Raw genomic sequence first — 16748 nt, 5'->3', positions numbered from 1 at the left:
TCGACAAAGTGCCAGTAGAGTCCGACGTTTTCCACCAAATTAAAGCAATCCGTCGTATACCCTCTCTTGCCTGCGGCTATGAGGACACAGGTGAGATAAATCACCCCGCCGGTAACGTGAAGTCCGTGGAAGCCGGTGATCATGTAGAAGGTGGTGCCGAACAGCGGTGCGCCGAACGGGTTTTCGGTGAGGCCGAGATTCGCCCCATGAATTAGGTGATTCCACTCATAGGCCTGAAGACCGACGAAGATGATTCCGCCGCCGATGGTCATGAGCATGAATTTTTTGAATTTTTCCTTCTCTCCGTGCTTGATGGCATCGAGGGCCTTGACCATCGACAGACTGCTGCAAATCAACAAGAACGTCATGAAGGCAGTTAGCGAGATGCCGAGTGCCTCGGAAGGGTTGGGCCAGTTGGTGCTGTTGGCCCGCATAATTGCGTATCCCGCAAGCAAGGTTCCGAACGACATGGCATCTCCCGAGAGGAAGAGCCACATTCCGGTCTTTCCCCAACTCTCGGGTGTTAATGGTGTTTCAGCAGCTTCTACGGCGGCCGTCTGACTCAATTCGACTTCTCCCTACAATTTATTTGGCGGACGGCCCGTCGGGGTCGTCCGAAGGTTTGTTTGCGCGCTGATACGAATAAAAAAAATATCCACCAACGATGCTCATTGCCGCTAGTGGAATGCTTGTCAGGAAAAGGTAGCTCCACATGTATGAAAAATCATCGAGCCCACATACCGAACATGCCCTTGCAACACCGGGCGAGGTCAGCAGCAATATACTCATCGCGAATATGGAAATAGATAGCTTCGGGCTCATGTTTTCTCCTTCAAAAACTATATCATTGCCCAGCCCGAGTGTCCATAAACCGATGATTTAAAAGGTCATTACATCAAATAGACCAAAAAGAACAAAAGTGGCCAAAGTCCTACGACCAAATGCCAATACATGCCGCATGTAGTGACGCCGGTGGCGTTCTCGGGCGAGAAATGACCCCGCCAAGCCCTTGTCAGCACCACCAAAAGCCACATAACCGCGCTGAATACGTGAAATGCGTGTGCCCCGACGATGGTATAGAAGGTCGAGGCATATGTTCCGGTCGAGACTCTTAGCCCGAAGTTGAGCAGCTGGAGCCACTCATACCCTTGAATCAGCAGGAAAACGATGCCAAGGGAGGCTGTTATCGTTAAAAAAGTGCAGAGGCCTTGATTATCCCCTTTTCGGAGGCTCTTTTTGGCCCGAATAAATGTGTAGCTGCTGGTCAGAAGAAACAACGTGTTGATTGCCGTGACACCGACCGGGAGTCTCGGCTGAAATGGCGGGGGCCACGGTTGTCCACCGAATCGAAATACCAAAAAAGCCCCGATGAGCCCTGAGAAGAACATCATCTCGGCCAGGATGAAGATCACCATGGCGAGCTGGGCGTTTTCGATGAGCGGCGCGGTCTGCGGCCTATCGGGACGATCATCGTCCCCCCCGCCATTTGGCCCCGCTCCTTCCGGTGGAGGAAGATGGCCATTCCCCTCGTCTCGGATTTGGTCTTTTACAAAAGTATCTGGCATTTCAATAGCCGCCTTACACTAAAATTCCAAAAATCAACGAAAGTGTCATTAGCGTCACGATAAACAGGGCTAGAAAAATGCCAAGTCGAATATTTTTTTTGCGATCTTTGTCTGTACTCATCTCGATACTTCTCCGCTTAAAATGTGCCGTGGTCGAGCACCATAATCAGATAAACAAGCGGCAGATATAATAGCGAAACCCAAAACAGGTGCCGGGCCGAATCGACGGTGCGCTTTCGGGCCAACTGAATGCCCGAGGCGAGGTACATTAGGCCCAAAAGAAGAGATGAGAAAAAATATACGGTGCCCGCCATGCCAATGAGGGTGGGCACCATCGCAATCGGAATCAGAGCGACACAATAGTTAACGACATGAAACCCTGTTTTTTTGCCGTCAGGTTCATCCACCGGAAGAAGCCGGACGCCGGCCGCTTTGAAGTCATCTCGGTAAAGTATGCCGATGGCGAGCGCGTGTGGTATCTGCCAGATAAAAAGAATCGAGAAGAGAATCCAGCCCTCCACGGGCACGTTGTCTGCCGCCGCCGCCCACCCGATAACCGGAGGCATTGCGCCCGGAATAGCGCCTACAACACTATTCCAGGAGCTGGTTCGTTTGAGTGGCGTGTAAATAAGCAGATAGGTTGAACCGGTCAGGGCACTCAAAAAAGCCGTGAGCGGATTGACCAGCAATACAAGATAGATGACACCGACGACGAACAACGTCACCCCAAATGCCAGCGCGTCGAAACGGTGGAGCCTCCTGGCAGGCAGGGGCCGAAGCCGCGTTCGCTCCATGAGTGCGTCGAGGTCTTCTTCGGCCGCTTGATTGAGCGCCAGCGAGCCGCCGGAGGAAAGTGCCGTCCCCACCAGTGCGTGAATAAGCAAGATGTAATCCATGCGTCCAGCGGAGGCCAAGTAAAATGCCGCAGCAGAGGCAAAGACCACCATGGCGATAATTCGTGGTTTGGTGAGCGTTAGGAAATCCGCAGCCCTTCGCCTGGAGATGGCGTGGCTGTCGTCGATGGATTCGGTCCTGGTTATCACGCTACTGATGCCTCTTGTGGAGTTGTGTCGAAGCGGGACCGAAGCTGATCACTGTGGACCCGGAGCGCCAGTGTAATCGAAGTTGCAAACAATAGAGCGCCAACCACGACATGCGCCGCAGTCAGGACAATTATAGTGCTTGGCAATACGGCATCGCCGATGACCGTATATTTAGCAAAATAAGAGCCAGCCCCTAGCGCAAGCTGTAAAATCAGCAAAACCCAAATGGTATTTGCGGGCTTTCTGATGGCCTCGCCGCCGGCGGGATCACGGAGTATCTTCGCCGCCAGCAAGAATACATGGATGGTGACTAAAAATGCCACCAAAAGATGGGCATCGAGCCGGTTTCCGGTATGGCGCAGCACGGCGCCGAAAATAGTTTGAACATAAATCAGACCCACTGTAAGGAGGGCAATTCTCCTGGTGCTGCTGTTGGGCTCGGTCCGGGTCGTAGTGTCTGCCAGCCAGCTTTTAGAGGTGAAAACAGCGATGCTGACCATGAGTCCGAAATAGAGCTGGGCGACACAGGCGTGGATAATGGCCAGAAGGAGTTTGAGTGAAATGACCCGGAATCCGCCCAGAAGACCCTGAACAATCACGAGAAAAATGGCTGCCATGCCGAGCCAGCGGACCCATTTGCGAGGTTCGTAAAGCCACAGAGTCGCTGCCGTGAGGATCGTTAGTATTCCAACAAGCGAGCCAAGAAGGCGATGGGAGTGCTCAAAGAAAATTCCCCCCACCATCTTGGCCCACGGGAAGAGGAACATGTGGTAGCCAAAGCTGGTGGGCCAGTCGGGCACAGCGAGTCCAGCGCTCATGCTCGTAACGAGCCCGCCCGCGAGGATTAGAATTACGGTTGTGCCCGATGTCAAAATGGCCAGGTAGTGCGGCCACCGCAAAGCGCTGGACGCAGAGTTCCCTCTCTGTGCCATACGTGAACTTCCCCGATGTTTCTTGAAACTGAGTTAGTGCGATGCCGCCGCAGCACTATCGCTGAGCGGTTTCGTCTGGGGAGCCCAGTCATCGCTTTCGCCGGGAACGCTATACTCGTAAGGGCCCCGGTGTACTTCGGGCAAGGTCGGTCCGAAGTTGCCGTGCGGCGGGATTACAGGTGCCACCCATTCGAGCGTGTTGGCATTCCAGGGGTTCTGCGGTGCAGTCTCCCCGAGCTCACCCATCTTGGCCGAAAGATAACGATAAATCCAGGCGAAGACGACGATAGCGACAATCCCCGCAATGGTGCGCCCAACCATGGTTGGCTCTGTAGGTTTGGTTAGTCCCTCGAAGTAGAAGGTTACGAATTTGTAGGCCACAAACGCTGTCAGGTAGGAGGAAATCACCTGGGCCGCTTTTCGGTACCAATTCATGTTTAGTTTCCAAAGGCTTCCGAAAATGTTGAGCGCGAAAATAATCTGTCCAATACCCAGCATGAGAGCGCCGAGGGTGATCGTTACGTTTATTGGCTCAAGGTCTTTGAGGAAATCATACTGAAGTGGGTTGTAGATTCTTCGCATATGGCCGCCTATGCCGATGATGTGCATCGGGAAGAAGGCGATGTTGAAGCCAATGATTGTGATCCAGAAATGCACACGACCGAGAGAGTTGTTTAGCATCCGACCGAACATTTTTGGGAACCAAAATGTGATGCCGGCAAAGAGGCCGAACATGCTTCCGCCAAAGAGGACATAGTGAATGTGCGCCACGATGAAGTAGGTGTCGTGGATGAAAATATCGACCGTGTTCGAGGCCATGAAGATGCCGCTCAGGCCGCCGATGACAAACATCGAAACAAAAGCCAGGGCGTGAAGCATGGGAACGGTGAAGCGAATTGAGCCACGCCACAAGGTCCCCAGCCAGTTGAATGTTTTAATGGCCGAGGGGATGGCAATAAGCATCGTCGTTGTCATGAACGCCTGACCCAGCCGGGGGTTCATGCCGCTCTGGAACATATGGTGTCCCCAGACGGCCCATCCGATGAAGGCGATGCCGATAATGGCGTAAACCATCGCCCGGTAGCCGAAGATGGGTTTCCTTGAAAATACGCTCAGGATGTCTGAGACAATGCCCATTGCCGGGAGGATGAGAATGTAGACCTCCGGATGGCCGAAGTACCAGAACAGATGTTGCCAAAGAAGCGGCTGGCCGCCCCGCTGTGGATCGAAAAAGGCCGTTTCAAAAACGCGGTCGAATATCATCAGAACGCCCGCCGCTCCGAGAATCGGGAGCGCCAGCAACGAAAGTATTGCCACGACGAAAAGCGCCCATATTGTCGTCGGCAGACGGAACCAGGTCATTCCCTTCGTGCGCATGTTGATAATGGTCGTTATGTAGTTTACCGAGCCCATCAGCGAACTAATGGTTAGTGTGAAGATACTGAGCGCCCAGAGGGTCTGCCCCATTCCGACACCGGTATATTCTTCTTTAATAGAAAGAGGTGCGTAGGCTGTCCAGCCTGCGGCGGCGTGTCCGCCCTCGACAAAAAAGCCGCTCATCATGATGAGAGCACCTAGCGCAGCGACCCAGAACGAGAGCATGTTGAGCAAGGGGAAAGCCATGTCGCGCGCGCCAATCATCAGCGGGATTAAAAAGTTACTGAATGCGCCCGAGAACATGGGCATGAGCACCAAAAACACCATGACGGTGGCGTGCATTGTCACCATCATATTGTATTTGTCGGGTCCGATGATGCCGGTGGGCATGAAATCGTTATCTTCAGAAAGCCAGCCAAACCCCCAGACAGAAGTTTCAGGCCAGGCGAGCTGCCAGCGGAACATCAGCGCTAGCACACCGCCCAGGATCATCATCACCAGCGCCATCCAGAAGAATTGCTTGCCGATCATTTTATGATCTGTTGAGAATACATAAGTGTTTAGAAAAGTACTTTCGTGGTGATCGTGGCCAACGGCTGCCGTCGAATCGCTCATTTCTTGTTTTTCCCCTTGGCGATATTAAACATCAAGAAAGATTGTTTGTTGCCTTTCTTGAGCGCGGAATCATAATGGTATTTAGGAAGATTTCTTTGTGTTTATTTTATTAATAAAAGCCTTGTAGCTCTCTGCTGTATGTACGACCAACTCGCCTTTCATTCCCGAGTGTCCAGTGCCGCAAAGCTCGGCGCAGGGAATTTCGAATTTCCCTGTTTTGATTGGTTTGAACCAAACGACGGTCTCGCGGCCGGGAACGATGTCTTGTTTCACCCGGGCATGTGGAATGAAGAAGCTGTGAATAACGTCTTCGCCGGTCATGGTGATGAGAACGGTTTTGTTTATGGGAACGTTTACCTGGTTGTCGAGCTTTACATCATCCTTGGTGCCGAGTTTTCCATCGGGGCCGGGGTAGGCCACAAGCCAGTTGAACTGCTTGGCGACGACATGGATGCGGACATCGGGATTCGCTGGCCGATCAAGTTTGAGTTTTGCCCAGGACGCCTGGCTGAGGAACATGATGACGACCAGGATGAAAGCGGGCGTTATCGTCCATATAATTTCGAGGGTGTTGTTTCCGTGTGTATAGGTAGCCCGGACACCTGGTTTTTGCCGATAGAGAATCAGGAAAGCAACCATGCAAGCGGCAACGAGAACAAACGTTGCCGTTGTAATGTAATAGATGACATAAAAAAGGAAATCCAGATCACCACCATCTGCAGAAATGTTTTCAGGGAGCCAGCTCATCATGGGGAGACAATCCTCATAGAACGAAATAAATCGGACAGAACGGTATCCTTAGTAAGTTACCGGACCTCTTCTTGTAAGAGTATTTCCTCGTATTACCAGGTGCGGAGTTTAACGGATGAGAGCTGAAACATTCAAGCACCCAAGATGAATAAAGCTAACAAAAACAAGAACTTTCTAAGGATTTAAAGACCTGTAAATCTGTTGTATGTAGTGGGAGAACATTAAGAATAAAGGATTTGGTAAGATCTTTATCCTGCTTCTCGTTAACTGACGGCACCATCCCCATGTTACTTGAATGAAAGGCTTTAGCCCTTGACGCATACTAGGGGGTTGGGTACTAAGAGAGCGCCATGTTGCGCCAGTAGCTCAGCTGGATAGAGCGTCTGACTACGGATCAGAAGGTCGCGCGTTCGAATCGTGCCTGGCGCACCAAATATATCAAGGGCTTAGCCTTAACCGGCTAAGCCCTTTTTGGTTTTAAGAAGGTGATAATAAGATTTTGAATTTATGAGCACGAGGTTCAAGGTAAAGGTGGGGTTCAAATTTTTATGTCTGATGGGCACGAAGAATGAGAAAAATAAAATCTATTTAAAACGCTCTATTTATATCGATATGGGATCGATGAAACCGTTATTTATGGGATGAGAAAACCTTAGGTTTTGTTACGTTCGATATATTTAGTTCCAGACCAAGTATTCAAAACGTATTCTAAACTTTTAATTTTAAATTTAATCGGCGGTTTATATATATATAAGCTGAAAATTTAAATAGTCGGAGAACATATTGAACATTTGCGGGGTCGTGGCTGGAATGTTTTTTTCGATGCCTTAAATTGGCAACTTGCCGCTAGGTGTAAATGGACTGATAATTGTCTCAAATTCACCTAAGAAAATAGATTTTCCCTCATAATTGAAAGGGGAAATCAAAAGAATGGCCGATAACGGTTCTCAAGCTTTTCAACCATATGACGAGGATGCCGCTCTGCGGAATATACTTGAGGGAACTGCGATAAAGACCGGAGAGGATTTTTCGTCGCCCTGGTTGAGAACCTGTCCCGATCGTTGAATACATACGGCGCCTGGGTGAATAACCTGTGCTACCATTCTTTTAAGATGGGTATCTGGAATTTCAGAATAAGCCTATTAAAGAATTATATTTGAATGTCGAATCTCCTCTTTCGACAATGGAGGCGTTGTCGATGCCCCACAAACAAGCATTGGCCGACACCATTGGGGCTGAAATTCATGCAATGCCCCTGACCGGCAATTTTCTGGTCGAGTGCTCACTCACGAACAAAGGAACCGCTTTTACGCAAGATGAAAGACGCGATTTTGGTCTTGAGGGCCTTTTGCCGCCTCAAATTCTCAGCATTGAAGAACAAGTCGGACGCGTGTACGGGGCCTACTGCCAGCAAAAATCCGATATCGACAAACATATCTATCTGCGCAGCTTGCAGGACAGAAACGAGACCCTTTTCTACAAACTTGTGACCGAGCATCTCACTGAAATGCTGCCCATAATCTATACCCCCATTGTCGGTGAGGCTTGCCAGCGCTTCAGCGAGATCTATCGTAAACCGCGAGGCCTGTTCATCTCATATCCCGATCGGGGGCGAATCGACGAAATCCTCGACAATGCGGCGACGCCTCAGGCAGAGGTAATCGTCGTGACGGACGGTGAGCGAATCCTTGGCCTGGGAGACCAGGGCGCGGGCGGCATGGGCATTCCCATTGGCAAGCTCGCGCTCTATACCGCCGCCGCAGGTATCCACCCTGCCACGACCCTTCCTATATTCCTCGATGTTGGGACGAACAACCAGGAGCGTCTTAACGATCCCCTCTACATTGGCTGGCGCCACGAGCGTATCGAGGGGACCGAATACGACGATTTTATCGACACCTTCGTTCAGGCGGTTAAAAAGAAGTTTCCCAGTGTGCTCCTTCAATGGGAGGACTTCGCCCAGCACCACGCAGGGCCCCTGCTCCACCGCTACAGGGACGATATCTGTTCGTTCAACGATGACATCCAAGGAACTGCGGCTGTCACGCTAAGCACCTTGCTCGCCGCCGCCCATGCCAGCGGCACCCACCTGCGCGACCATACCGTATGCATCTTCGGGGCTGGGTCGGCCGGCTGCGGCATTGCCGAACAATTGATCGCCGCCATGGTGCAAGAGGCGCTTTCTGAGTCCGATGCGCGAGCACGCTTTTTTATGATCGACCGTCCCGGGCTGCTCCACGATGGGCTGAGTAATCTGCCCGCTTTTCAGCAAAAATTGGTTCAACCCCAAGAGCATTTGGCCAATTGGCAGGTTAACGGCGGCGAGGGCATCAACCTTGAGGATGTTGTTCGGAACGCGAAACCCACCGTACTCATCGGCGTCTCGGGCCAGCCCGGCGTGTTCACCGAGGAGGCTGTTCGGGAGATGGCGAGCTACACGGAAAGGCCCATTATCTTTCCACTCTCGAACCCCACCTCGCGTGTCGAGGGCGTCCCCGCCGATTTGCTCGCATGGACAGACGGTCGCGCGCTGGTGGCCTCGGGCAGTCCGTTCGAGGATGTCAGCTACGGGGGAGCGACCTATTCGATCGCTCAAAACAACAACAGCTACATTTTTCCCGGCATCGGTCTTGGCGCTTTGGCCGTTAAGGCGAGTCGTATTTCAGACGAGATGATTATGGCCGCCGCCCGTGCCTTGAGCGAATGTGCACCTGTCTTGAGTGATCCCCAGGGCTCCCTTCTACCCGACCTCCAGAATCTACGGCAGGTGAGTCGCCGGATTGGATTAGCCGTCGCGAGTGAGGCTTATAAACAAGGGCTCGCCCATCCGACTGTCGCCGAAGAAGAGATAGAGCGCATTCTGGATGAAAAGCGGTGGGAACCGCGCTACCTTCCTATGCGCCTAAAAAATCACGAGCACCTCACGCGCCACGACGAGATGACGGGTCTTTACAACAACCGTGTCTTGCGTGAGCTCACGGCCTTGGAAACCACAAGAGCCAAACGCTACGGCTCAGACTTGTGCGTGCTTGTTCTTGAGCTGAAATATTTTCGGGAGGTTCACAGTACGCATGGGGAGGAGATGGCGAATGAACTCCTCATCCAAACGGCGCGGTTGATAGAAGATATGATCCGCGACACGGATGTCGCTGCCCGCCACGAGCGAAGCATGTTCTCTATCCTCTTGCCCGGAACGAAAAGCGACGGTGCTCAAGTGCTCAAAAATAGAATTCTCTCGAAAATTGCCGATATGAAGATCGATGACGCAAACGGACAAAAAATCCCCGTTTCTTGTGCAATCGGCATATCCGAATTCGACCCCGAAACCGACGATGCCACCCGAGTTTTAGAGCGTGCTGATCAAGCGCTGCACAAGTGTTAATCACTCCCCCTCCCTCTCCTTTTCAGAAGATAAGGCCCAACGACCCCCGACCCTGACAAGATGATTTCTCAGGCCTTCGCGGCCCACTTTTCAGGCATTTAAAAGACCATTGCATGTGTTTGGCCGTTTTAAAATCGCTGATTTAAAGGCGATTTACCCCAATATATTTTGCTTGTCCTCCCCTGTGTGGGATTGATACTATTCTTATTCACCTTAATAGAAATTAGTTTTACCCAAGAAGCCGGGAGGAGTATTGGGTTTTCTCCTTACCGGGCGTGAACGCAATGAGCCGCAACTCACAAGGAGAGGTTCGCTATGGACAGAAGAAAATTTATCACAGGAGCAGGTCTTGCTGGCGTCGCGGGTATTATCCATGCCTCTGCGCCGCCTGCGGTGCACGCACAAAAACGGGTTCGCTGGAAGATGGTAACGACATGGGGCCCTGGGGCGCCAGGTGTGGGCGAGGCCGCCGCGCTAATATCTCGCCGCGTTAAAGAGCTTACCAGCGGTAAATTTCAGATTAAAATTTATGGTGCAGGTCAGCTTGTTCCCGCTCTCGGGATTTTCGATGCCGTCACAAAAGGTACCGCCGAGCTGGGGCACAGCGCTTCTTACTACTGGGCTGGCAAGGTGCCGGCCGCGCAGTTTTTTGCCGCCGTTCCATGGGGGATGAATCCCCAGCAGGTTAACGCCTGGCTCACTAACGGCAACGGCCAAAAACTCTGGGATGAGGTTTATAAGCCTTTCGGGATTTTTTCTTTACCAGCAGGAAACACTGGAATCCAGATGGGCGGCTGGCTTAAAAAAGAGATTACTACGGTGGCGCAGTTCAAGGGCTTGAAAATGCGCATCCCGGGTCTGGGCGGAAAGGCAATTGCCCGAATGGGAGCGAACGTGGTCCTGCTTCCAGGTGTTGAGGTGTTTACTGCGCTTGAGCGCGGCACTATTGATGGCACGGAATGGATAGGTCCTTTCCACGATAAATTGAAGGGTCTTCATCAGGCGGCTAAGTTCTACTATTACCCTGGTTGGCATGAGCCAGGAACGGTTCTCGAAATGCCGGTCAACATCAAAGCACATGAAAAGCTGCCCAAGGATTATCAGGTTGCTCTGCGTGTTGCAGCAGCCGAGGCAAATCTTTGGACGCTGGGGCGTTTTGATTCAGCCAATGGCTCGGCGCTTAATGAACTGGTAACCAAGCATGGTGTTAAACTCCGCCGCTGGTCCGATGAGCTTCTGAAGGGGTTCTATAAAGCGTCTCAGGATGTGTATGCTGACCTTTCGGGCAAGGACAAAGCGAGTGCCAAGGTGCTCAAGGATTACCAAACTTTCCAGAAGAACGTTGATGGTGTCGCGAAAATTGCAGATGCGGCCTATCTCTCTGCTCGAGCGGTAGTGGGAGCGTAATGCGTTAAAAAGATTTTATTACGGGAAAGCCCCCTCCTTGGAGGGGGCTTTTTTCGTTTCTATTAAGCGGGGGCCTACCAACCGATGGCCTTGGGAAGCCAAGTGACTGTTTCGGGGAAGATAAAAGCCACAATCAGACCGATAATCTGGATGACCACGAACGGCGCTACCCCTCGGTAGATGTGCATTGTTGTGACGTTCGGTGGCACGACTCCCTTCAGGTAGAACAAGGAAAATCCGAATGGCGGTGTGAGAAAGGAAGTCTGGAGATTTATCGCAATCAGTATAGAGAACCAGAGCGGATCAATCGCAAGTTCTTTCACGATTGGTTTCATGATAGGCACGATAATGAAAGTGATTTCTATGAAATCCAGAACGAAACCTAAAACAAAAAACAACGCCATGACCACAATCAGTACGCCGTTTTGTCCATAGGGAATCGATTTTATGATGTCCGATACAATTTCATCTCCACCCAAAAGACGAAATACCAACCCAAAGAAAGTGGCCCCCACCAGAATTACGAATACCATGCAGGTTATCGTCAGTGCCGAGAGCATGACCTCGCGAAGAATCTGAACCGTAAATTTTCCGCTGGTTAAGGTGAGAATAATGGCGCCGAATGAGCCCATGGCGGCCGCTTCCGTGGGAGATGCGACGCCGCCAAAAATACTCCCTAGCACGAGCACAATTAACAACAGTGGGGGGAGCAGTGCACGAAATACTCGTTGCCTCAGTTCTGAGGAGCTGACGCTGTCCCTTTCCTCTGCGGGAATTGCCGGAGCGAGATCCGGCCTTAGCCATGCGACTCCCCCGATCCAGAGAAGATAGAAGGCGACGAGAACAAGCCCCGGTATAACCGCACCGACGAACATCGAGCCGATGGGAACGTCCATAATATCCCCGAGGAGAACCAGGATAATCGAAGGGGGGATGATTTGGCCCAAAGTTCCCGAAGCCGCAATCGTGCCCGTGGCGACTTCGGGTGAATATCCACGGCGGAGCATGGTGGGAAGTGCGAGAATCCCCATCGTTACGACCGTGGCGCCGACGATGCCCGTCGAGGCGGCGAGGAGCATGCCGACCACCACGACCGACATGGCGAGGCCACCCCGAATCTTGCCGAATACAAGGCCTGTCGTTTCGAGTAAATCCTCGGCCAAGCCGCTTCTTTCAAGCATCACCCCCATGAACACGAATAGGGGGACGGCGAGCAGGGTGAAATTAGTAGCGATTCCCCAAATACGAAGCGGCAGGAAATTGAAATCGCTCCAGGAGAGCAGTTCCATTCCGGCTCCGATTAACCCGAAAAGAAGGCCTACGGCCCCGAGCGTGAAGGCCACCGGAAATCCCAGCATGAGAAGCGGAAGAAGTGTCCCGAACATTAACAGGGGAAGATAAAAGGCAATCTGATCTTCCATTAGTCGGCGCTCGCTATGGTTTTATCCGTCTGTTCCACGGTTAGAATTACTTCCAGGGATTTGATGGCGATCGAGATACTCTGGAGGGCGACGAGGAAAAATCCAACGGGAATTGCCGATTTTAGAATGTAGCGAGCGGGTAGCCCTCCCGGATCAGGCGAGCCCTCCAGGAATTGCCACGAACTCAAGACAAAGGGGAGTGAGGTCCATATGATGACGAAGCTTACCGGCAAACAGAAAATTATCGAGCCGATAAGGTTTACCCAGGCTCGCCCCCGCTTGTTCCTTCGGGCGTAAAAAATATCCACCCGAACGTGTTCGTCTTTAAGTAGTGTGTAGGCGGCTCCGAGCAGAAAAACGAATCCGAAAAGATGCCATTCAAGTTCTTGTACGCCGACTGAACCGGCCCTGAAAAGGTAGCGCAGAAGAACATCGATCACCGTAATGATGACCATGAAGAAGGTACAATAGGAGGTAGCTCGGCCTACCCGCTCATTAAGAGCGTCGATAAAAATGGAAAATTTCCCTAGGCAAGTCATCGAACTTTCCGCATCGATAAGAGTCCTAGATTAACGATTCAATGAAACAGGAGCATATCAAAAATATGTAAAACACATTATTTCCAAAACAAGTATTTGCTGAGCATGAGTTGACCGTCGTAATCCTAGGGGGCTCGTTAAACCCCAAAATCCTTTATTTTTGGCTCATCCAGCCCCAGGGCGTGGGCCATCTCATGAAGAAGCAGGTTTCCCATATATACCCGGTAGGCGCTTCTATCTCCGCCACAATGCATTTTCATTGGCGCGGCATAAATTTCTATTGCCCCCATCGCGGGAATCCATACGGCCAGCGGAATGCTCCCAACGTCTTTCACCACGCCGGGTGCGGGCAAGGCCATCAGATGAACCGGGATGCCTCTTTGCTCTATCTCCTGCGCCATTTCGGGATGGATGTCCTCGCGAATAACGGTGTCGAGGATTTCTTCCATCTCGAGGATTTCATCCTCAAAAACATCGGGGAAATATTGGTCCATATATGCGCCATATTCCGCCTCATCGTCGGGCAGATCGAAGTCTCTCTCATCGGGGGTCAGAACCATTTCCCGGTAGTCGCGCATCCGGGTTTGACTGCTGATGTATGCGTAGATAATCGCCCCGACCGCAATGAACGATAAAAACCACAGAAGCCCTACGATGGGCTCGATGATTGGTTTCCACCACCACCAGTTGAGAAAATTCCAATCGCCCAGGAATCTTAAGTACACGCTCTCTCCCCTGCCTCCATTGAGTTAGGCGCAGTCTAACAGGGAAGCTTGAACTCCCCAGGAGGTGCATTCTAACAAAGCTGACCGTTTGATTGTAAGTAATTGTATTTTATTCAGATATCGATAGGAGCTGATATGGACTTTCGAATTTAACCCCGGCGGGAGGCCCGGGCGCATTACCCAGGGGCGGCCTCAAGCCGCTTGAGCGCAGGCCTGTTATTTTTGAATTGCCATGCAACGCCCCACTCGGCGGCGATGCCTAAGTGGGTAGAGAAATCAGACCCCCCCGCCCAGTTCTGTGAATATCCAGGAATCTGAATTATCCATGTGAATATTTGAATCCCCGCCCCACCTCACGAAATAAAATGTGACCAAAAAGGAGAGAATCGCCAAACCTAGCAAGATAAAATCCCAGTACATAAAAGGCTCCTTCAATTGGCGGCATTAAAAGAGCTGCTGTCAACTTATCCCCTCGTACAAACTAGAACCAAAGTTTGGCGGCAAAATTCTCTCCCGCCTCCGCGTCAAAATGACAAAAAGGTCGGATCCTGCTGATTTTGGCGCGTTTATAAAAGTAAATTATCTGGAATGTTGGGGGAGAAAAGGGCACATATGACCGCAGCGCCCGGTAGGCGCATTATTGAGCGCGATGCGGTTCACACGCCTCCCCCGCCCAGATCGGTAAATCTCCACGAATCTGAACTGTCTACGTGGGTGTTCGAATCCCCGCCCCACTTGACGAAATAAAACGCCACGGAAAACGAAACGACAACCAACCCGAGTAACGCAAAATCCAGGTACATTTCAAACACTCCCATTTAGCGGCAACCAGGAGGGCAATCGTCAATTCGTGCCCTCATGACATATCAGACGAAATGGAAGCGCAGAAAGTTCTCCTTTCTCCCGCGCCAATATGACAAAAAGGCCGGCCCGTGCCGGAGCGTATATTCAAGAGCCGAAAACTTGAGGTGAGATATTGCGGGTTTTGAAAATGCCAACTGTGGTACGGCGGGGGGGGGGCGGCAGGGGTATTTATATTTACGTGGCGGCGACTTCCCGGGGTATGTCCGGAAATAGCCGCTCATGCGTTTCCTCGACCAGATGCTTGCCGACGGCGAACTGCATGGTGGCGGGCATTTCTTTTTTCGCCAGCCGGAGCATGGACGCCGAAATTTCGCGGACGTCCCACTGCGCATGCGGGTCCTCCCGCAGGCGCGAGATGTGATAAAGCTCCCGGGCGTTCGCGGTGAAAAGCACCCGTCGCCGGTGGGCGTTTGTGAGAACATAGGGCGCGGCCAGCGGCGCCCGCTCCGCGATTTTGTTAAAAGCGGCGTTCGTTTCTTCAACGACACCCATGAAATCCCCCTCGGCGCCGGCGGCGGTAATGGCCAAGGGCGTCGTTACGCCCAGCGCGGGGTCGTAGGGTTGGGTGTTCATCGTGGCCATGCGGTGCCGCTTGAGTTGGCCGAAGCAGGCCGCCGACAAGGTAATCTCGAAAACGCACCGGACGTTCTCAAATTCTCTGAGCACCGAGTCGTGCCCTTTCATGTGGCGGAAAGTCTCGGCGATGAACCTGGTCCGCTCCTCCTCGCCCATCGCGCGCGCCGCCGAGCGGCACTCTTCAATCGTGCGCGAGGAGGCCGAGTGAAGCAGCGCAGTTGCGAGGAGAATATCTGCCTCCGGTGTCGCGTCTACCAGGGATACATCTCTTTCTGTATGTGCTGGCGGCGAGGGCGAAAGGTGGCCCAGCTCGGCAAACACTTCCTCTGCAGAGCTGTCGAGCGCCTGTCTTGTCTTGACGTTGTATTCGCTCGCATCGGTGTATTTCACGAGCGAGGGCGCCACGTCCTTGATGGCCGCGAAAAGTTTTTCTCCGTATTCGCGAACCTCAGCGACGGGATTTGAGGCGCAGCGAGAAATCACGTGCTCAAGGTTTCGGGCGCTGATGGTCATGCCCATCTGGGCCTCGGTCGCAAGGGAGACGATGTAGCGCGCGTCCTCTTTTGCCCATCCCTCAAGGGTGCCGTGGTTTTTCTTCGATACAGCGAGCTCTGCGTTCTGCTCGAAAACCCAGGGCCGAAGTTTTTCAAAGAGGCGATGATAACAAGCATTTTGCGATTTGATAGTGGATGTAAACAGGTTCTCAAGCCCACTCTTTTTGATTTCCTCGGGAACGACGAAGTCATCTTCAAGCAGGATGTAGCGCTGGCTTTTTTCGGTGAAGGCGAGCAGGCGAAATTTTTGAATCTCCTCGACGGCGTATCGGCTCACCCCGATAACATCGATGTTGAAAGCGGCATGCTCGGCGACAGAGCTGTGCCCGAATCCGAATATAATTCTGTCGTTGCTCTTGCGGGCTTTTTCCACTTCGGTCCGGGCTATGGCTCGAAGCTCATCTACAGGCCGGGCATCGCGGCTGATTCGCGCATAGGCGGCGCTTATCGTCTCGGGGGTTAAATTGTCCTGGGCGAGCAGCTCTGCCGCTTGCTTTCCCAGCGCGCTGGCTTTTTTCTCAAGCGCCTCTTTGCTTAATTTACAGAGCCCCTCACGTGTCCATTCTTTTGCAACGGGCTCAAGAAAATTATTTCTAAATTCTCGGAGGACTTCGACATCGACATTATGACCGGCAAGAACAATCCGCATGGAATAAAAAAACCTTCGAAGGCGGCAACGGTGAAACTGGGTGGGGGCGTGTATTCGGAAGATAACCGATAAGCCATTATGCGGCCTAGGCGAGGATGACTCAAGATCTATATTGCGAAAATCAGAAAGTTCGCTCTATGCGGCAGAATTAAATATCATAAAATGTTGTTATTAAACCAAATGCCAGGAAGGGAAGCTGGGCGGCCATTTGTCTTTTAGGGGGGGGCTTTCCTGTTGAATCGGCTCTTTTTGGTTGCGAATTTTAGGGGCGTTTGGGAAGATAGCACCCGTTTTTCCTTGGTACACGGAATGCGTTGTTTTCGATAGTTTTTTCTGATCATAGGGTGGA

13 protein-coding genes, 1 tRNA gene and 1 pseudogene are annotated in these 16748 nt (G+C 52.0%); 3 read left to right on the top strand and 12 right to left on the bottom strand.

Annotated features, from left to right (window positions below):
- The 7 genes and pseudogenes from HOJ95_12100 to coxB form a co-directional block, all read right to left on the bottom strand.
- The coding region (locus HOJ95_12100) for a bb3-type cytochrome oxidase subunit IV (protein ID MBT6395441.1) at positions 1 to 566 on the bottom strand (566 nt) is incomplete at its 3' end.
- Between the two features lie 19 nt (positions 567 to 585).
- On the bottom strand, positions 586 to 822 hold the full coding sequence (locus HOJ95_12095) for a hypothetical protein (protein MBT6395440.1): 237 nt from the start codon (positions 820 to 822) through the stop codon (positions 586 to 588).
- Between the two features lie 68 nt (positions 823 to 890).
- Positions 891 to 1565, bottom strand: a complete 675-nt coding sequence (locus HOJ95_12090; GenBank protein MBT6395439.1) for a heme-copper oxidase subunit III — start codon at positions 1563 to 1565, stop codon at positions 891 to 893.
- 137 nt (positions 1566 to 1702) lie between these two features.
- Positions 1703 to 2608 carry a protoheme IX farnesyltransferase gene (gene cyoE / locus HOJ95_12085; protein ID MBT6395438.1) on the bottom strand — a complete coding sequence of 302 codons (906 nt, stop codon included), beginning with the start codon at positions 2606 to 2608 and terminating at the stop codon, positions 1703 to 1705.
- Complete coding sequence (locus tag HOJ95_12080) at positions 2605 to 3540, bottom strand: hypothetical protein (protein ID MBT6395437.1); 936 nt, start codon at positions 3538 to 3540, stop codon at positions 2605 to 2607. The genes cyoE and HOJ95_12080 overlap by 4 nt, the downstream gene beginning before the upstream one ends.
- 441 nt (positions 3541 to 3981) lie before the next feature.
- A pseudogene (locus HOJ95_12075) lies at positions 3982 to 5532 on the bottom strand (cytochrome c oxidase subunit I).
- An 81-nt stretch (positions 5533 to 5613) separates the two neighbouring features.
- A complete protein-coding gene (gene coxB, locus HOJ95_12070; protein ID MBT6395436.1) occupies positions 5614 to 6282 on the bottom strand; it encodes a cytochrome c oxidase subunit II in 669 nt (222 codons plus the stop codon).
- Between the two features lie 355 nt (positions 6283 to 6637).
- On the opposite strand from coxB, the gene HOJ95_12065 reads away from it, so the two are divergent.
- The 3 genes from HOJ95_12065 (at position 6638) to HOJ95_12055 (ending at position 11071) form a co-directional block, all read left to right on the top strand.
- Positions 6638 to 6714 (top strand) — tRNA-Arg (locus HOJ95_12065).
- Positions 6715 to 7531: 817 nt separating this feature from the next.
- Positions 7532 to 9664, top strand: a complete 2133-nt coding sequence (gene maeA / locus HOJ95_12060) for an oxaloacetate-decarboxylating malate dehydrogenase (GenBank protein ID MBT6395435.1) — start codon at positions 7532 to 7534, stop codon at positions 9662 to 9664.
- A 315-nt stretch (positions 9665 to 9979) separates the two neighbouring features.
- The gene (locus tag HOJ95_12055; GenBank protein ID MBT6395434.1) at positions 9980 to 11071 is read left to right on the top strand and encodes an ABC transporter substrate-binding protein; all 1092 of its coding nucleotides are present in this window, start codon (positions 9980 to 9982) and stop codon (positions 11069 to 11071) included.
- Positions 11072 to 11145: 74 nt separating this feature from the next.
- On the opposite strand, the gene HOJ95_12050 is transcribed toward HOJ95_12055, so the two are convergent.
- The 5 genes from HOJ95_12050 to HOJ95_12030 form a co-directional block, all read right to left on the bottom strand.
- Complete coding sequence (locus HOJ95_12050) at positions 11146 to 12492, bottom strand: TRAP transporter large permease subunit (protein MBT6395433.1); 1347 nt, start codon at positions 12490 to 12492, stop codon at positions 11146 to 11148.
- Complete coding sequence (locus tag HOJ95_12045) at positions 12492 to 13031, bottom strand: TRAP transporter small permease subunit (protein MBT6395432.1); 540 nt, start codon at positions 13029 to 13031, stop codon at positions 12492 to 12494. The genes HOJ95_12050 and HOJ95_12045 overlap by 1 nt, the downstream gene beginning before the upstream one ends.
- A 137-nt stretch (positions 13032 to 13168) precedes the next feature.
- A complete protein-coding gene (locus HOJ95_12040) occupies positions 13169 to 13756 on the bottom strand; it encodes a hypothetical protein (GenBank protein ID MBT6395431.1) in 588 nt (195 codons plus the stop codon).
- A gap of 656 nt (positions 13757 to 14412) precedes the next feature.
- Entirely contained in the window at positions 14413 to 14559 is a 147-nt protein-coding gene (locus tag HOJ95_12035; GenBank protein ID MBT6395430.1) for a hypothetical protein, read from the bottom strand.
- Between the two features lie 235 nt (positions 14560 to 14794).
- A complete protein-coding gene (locus tag HOJ95_12030) occupies positions 14795 to 16399 on the bottom strand; it encodes an FAD-dependent thymidylate synthase (GenBank protein ID MBT6395429.1) in 1605 nt (534 codons plus the stop codon).
- Between the last annotated feature and the right edge of the window lie 349 nt (positions 16400 to 16748).

It is taken from the genome of Nitrospinaceae bacterium, assembly GCA_018669005.1.
Classification (GTDB): Bacteria; UBA8248; UBA8248; order UBA8248; family UBA8248; genus UBA8248.
The sequence above is the reverse complement of the archived record's forward strand: the minus strand, read 5'-3'. Positions and strand labels throughout refer to the sequence as shown.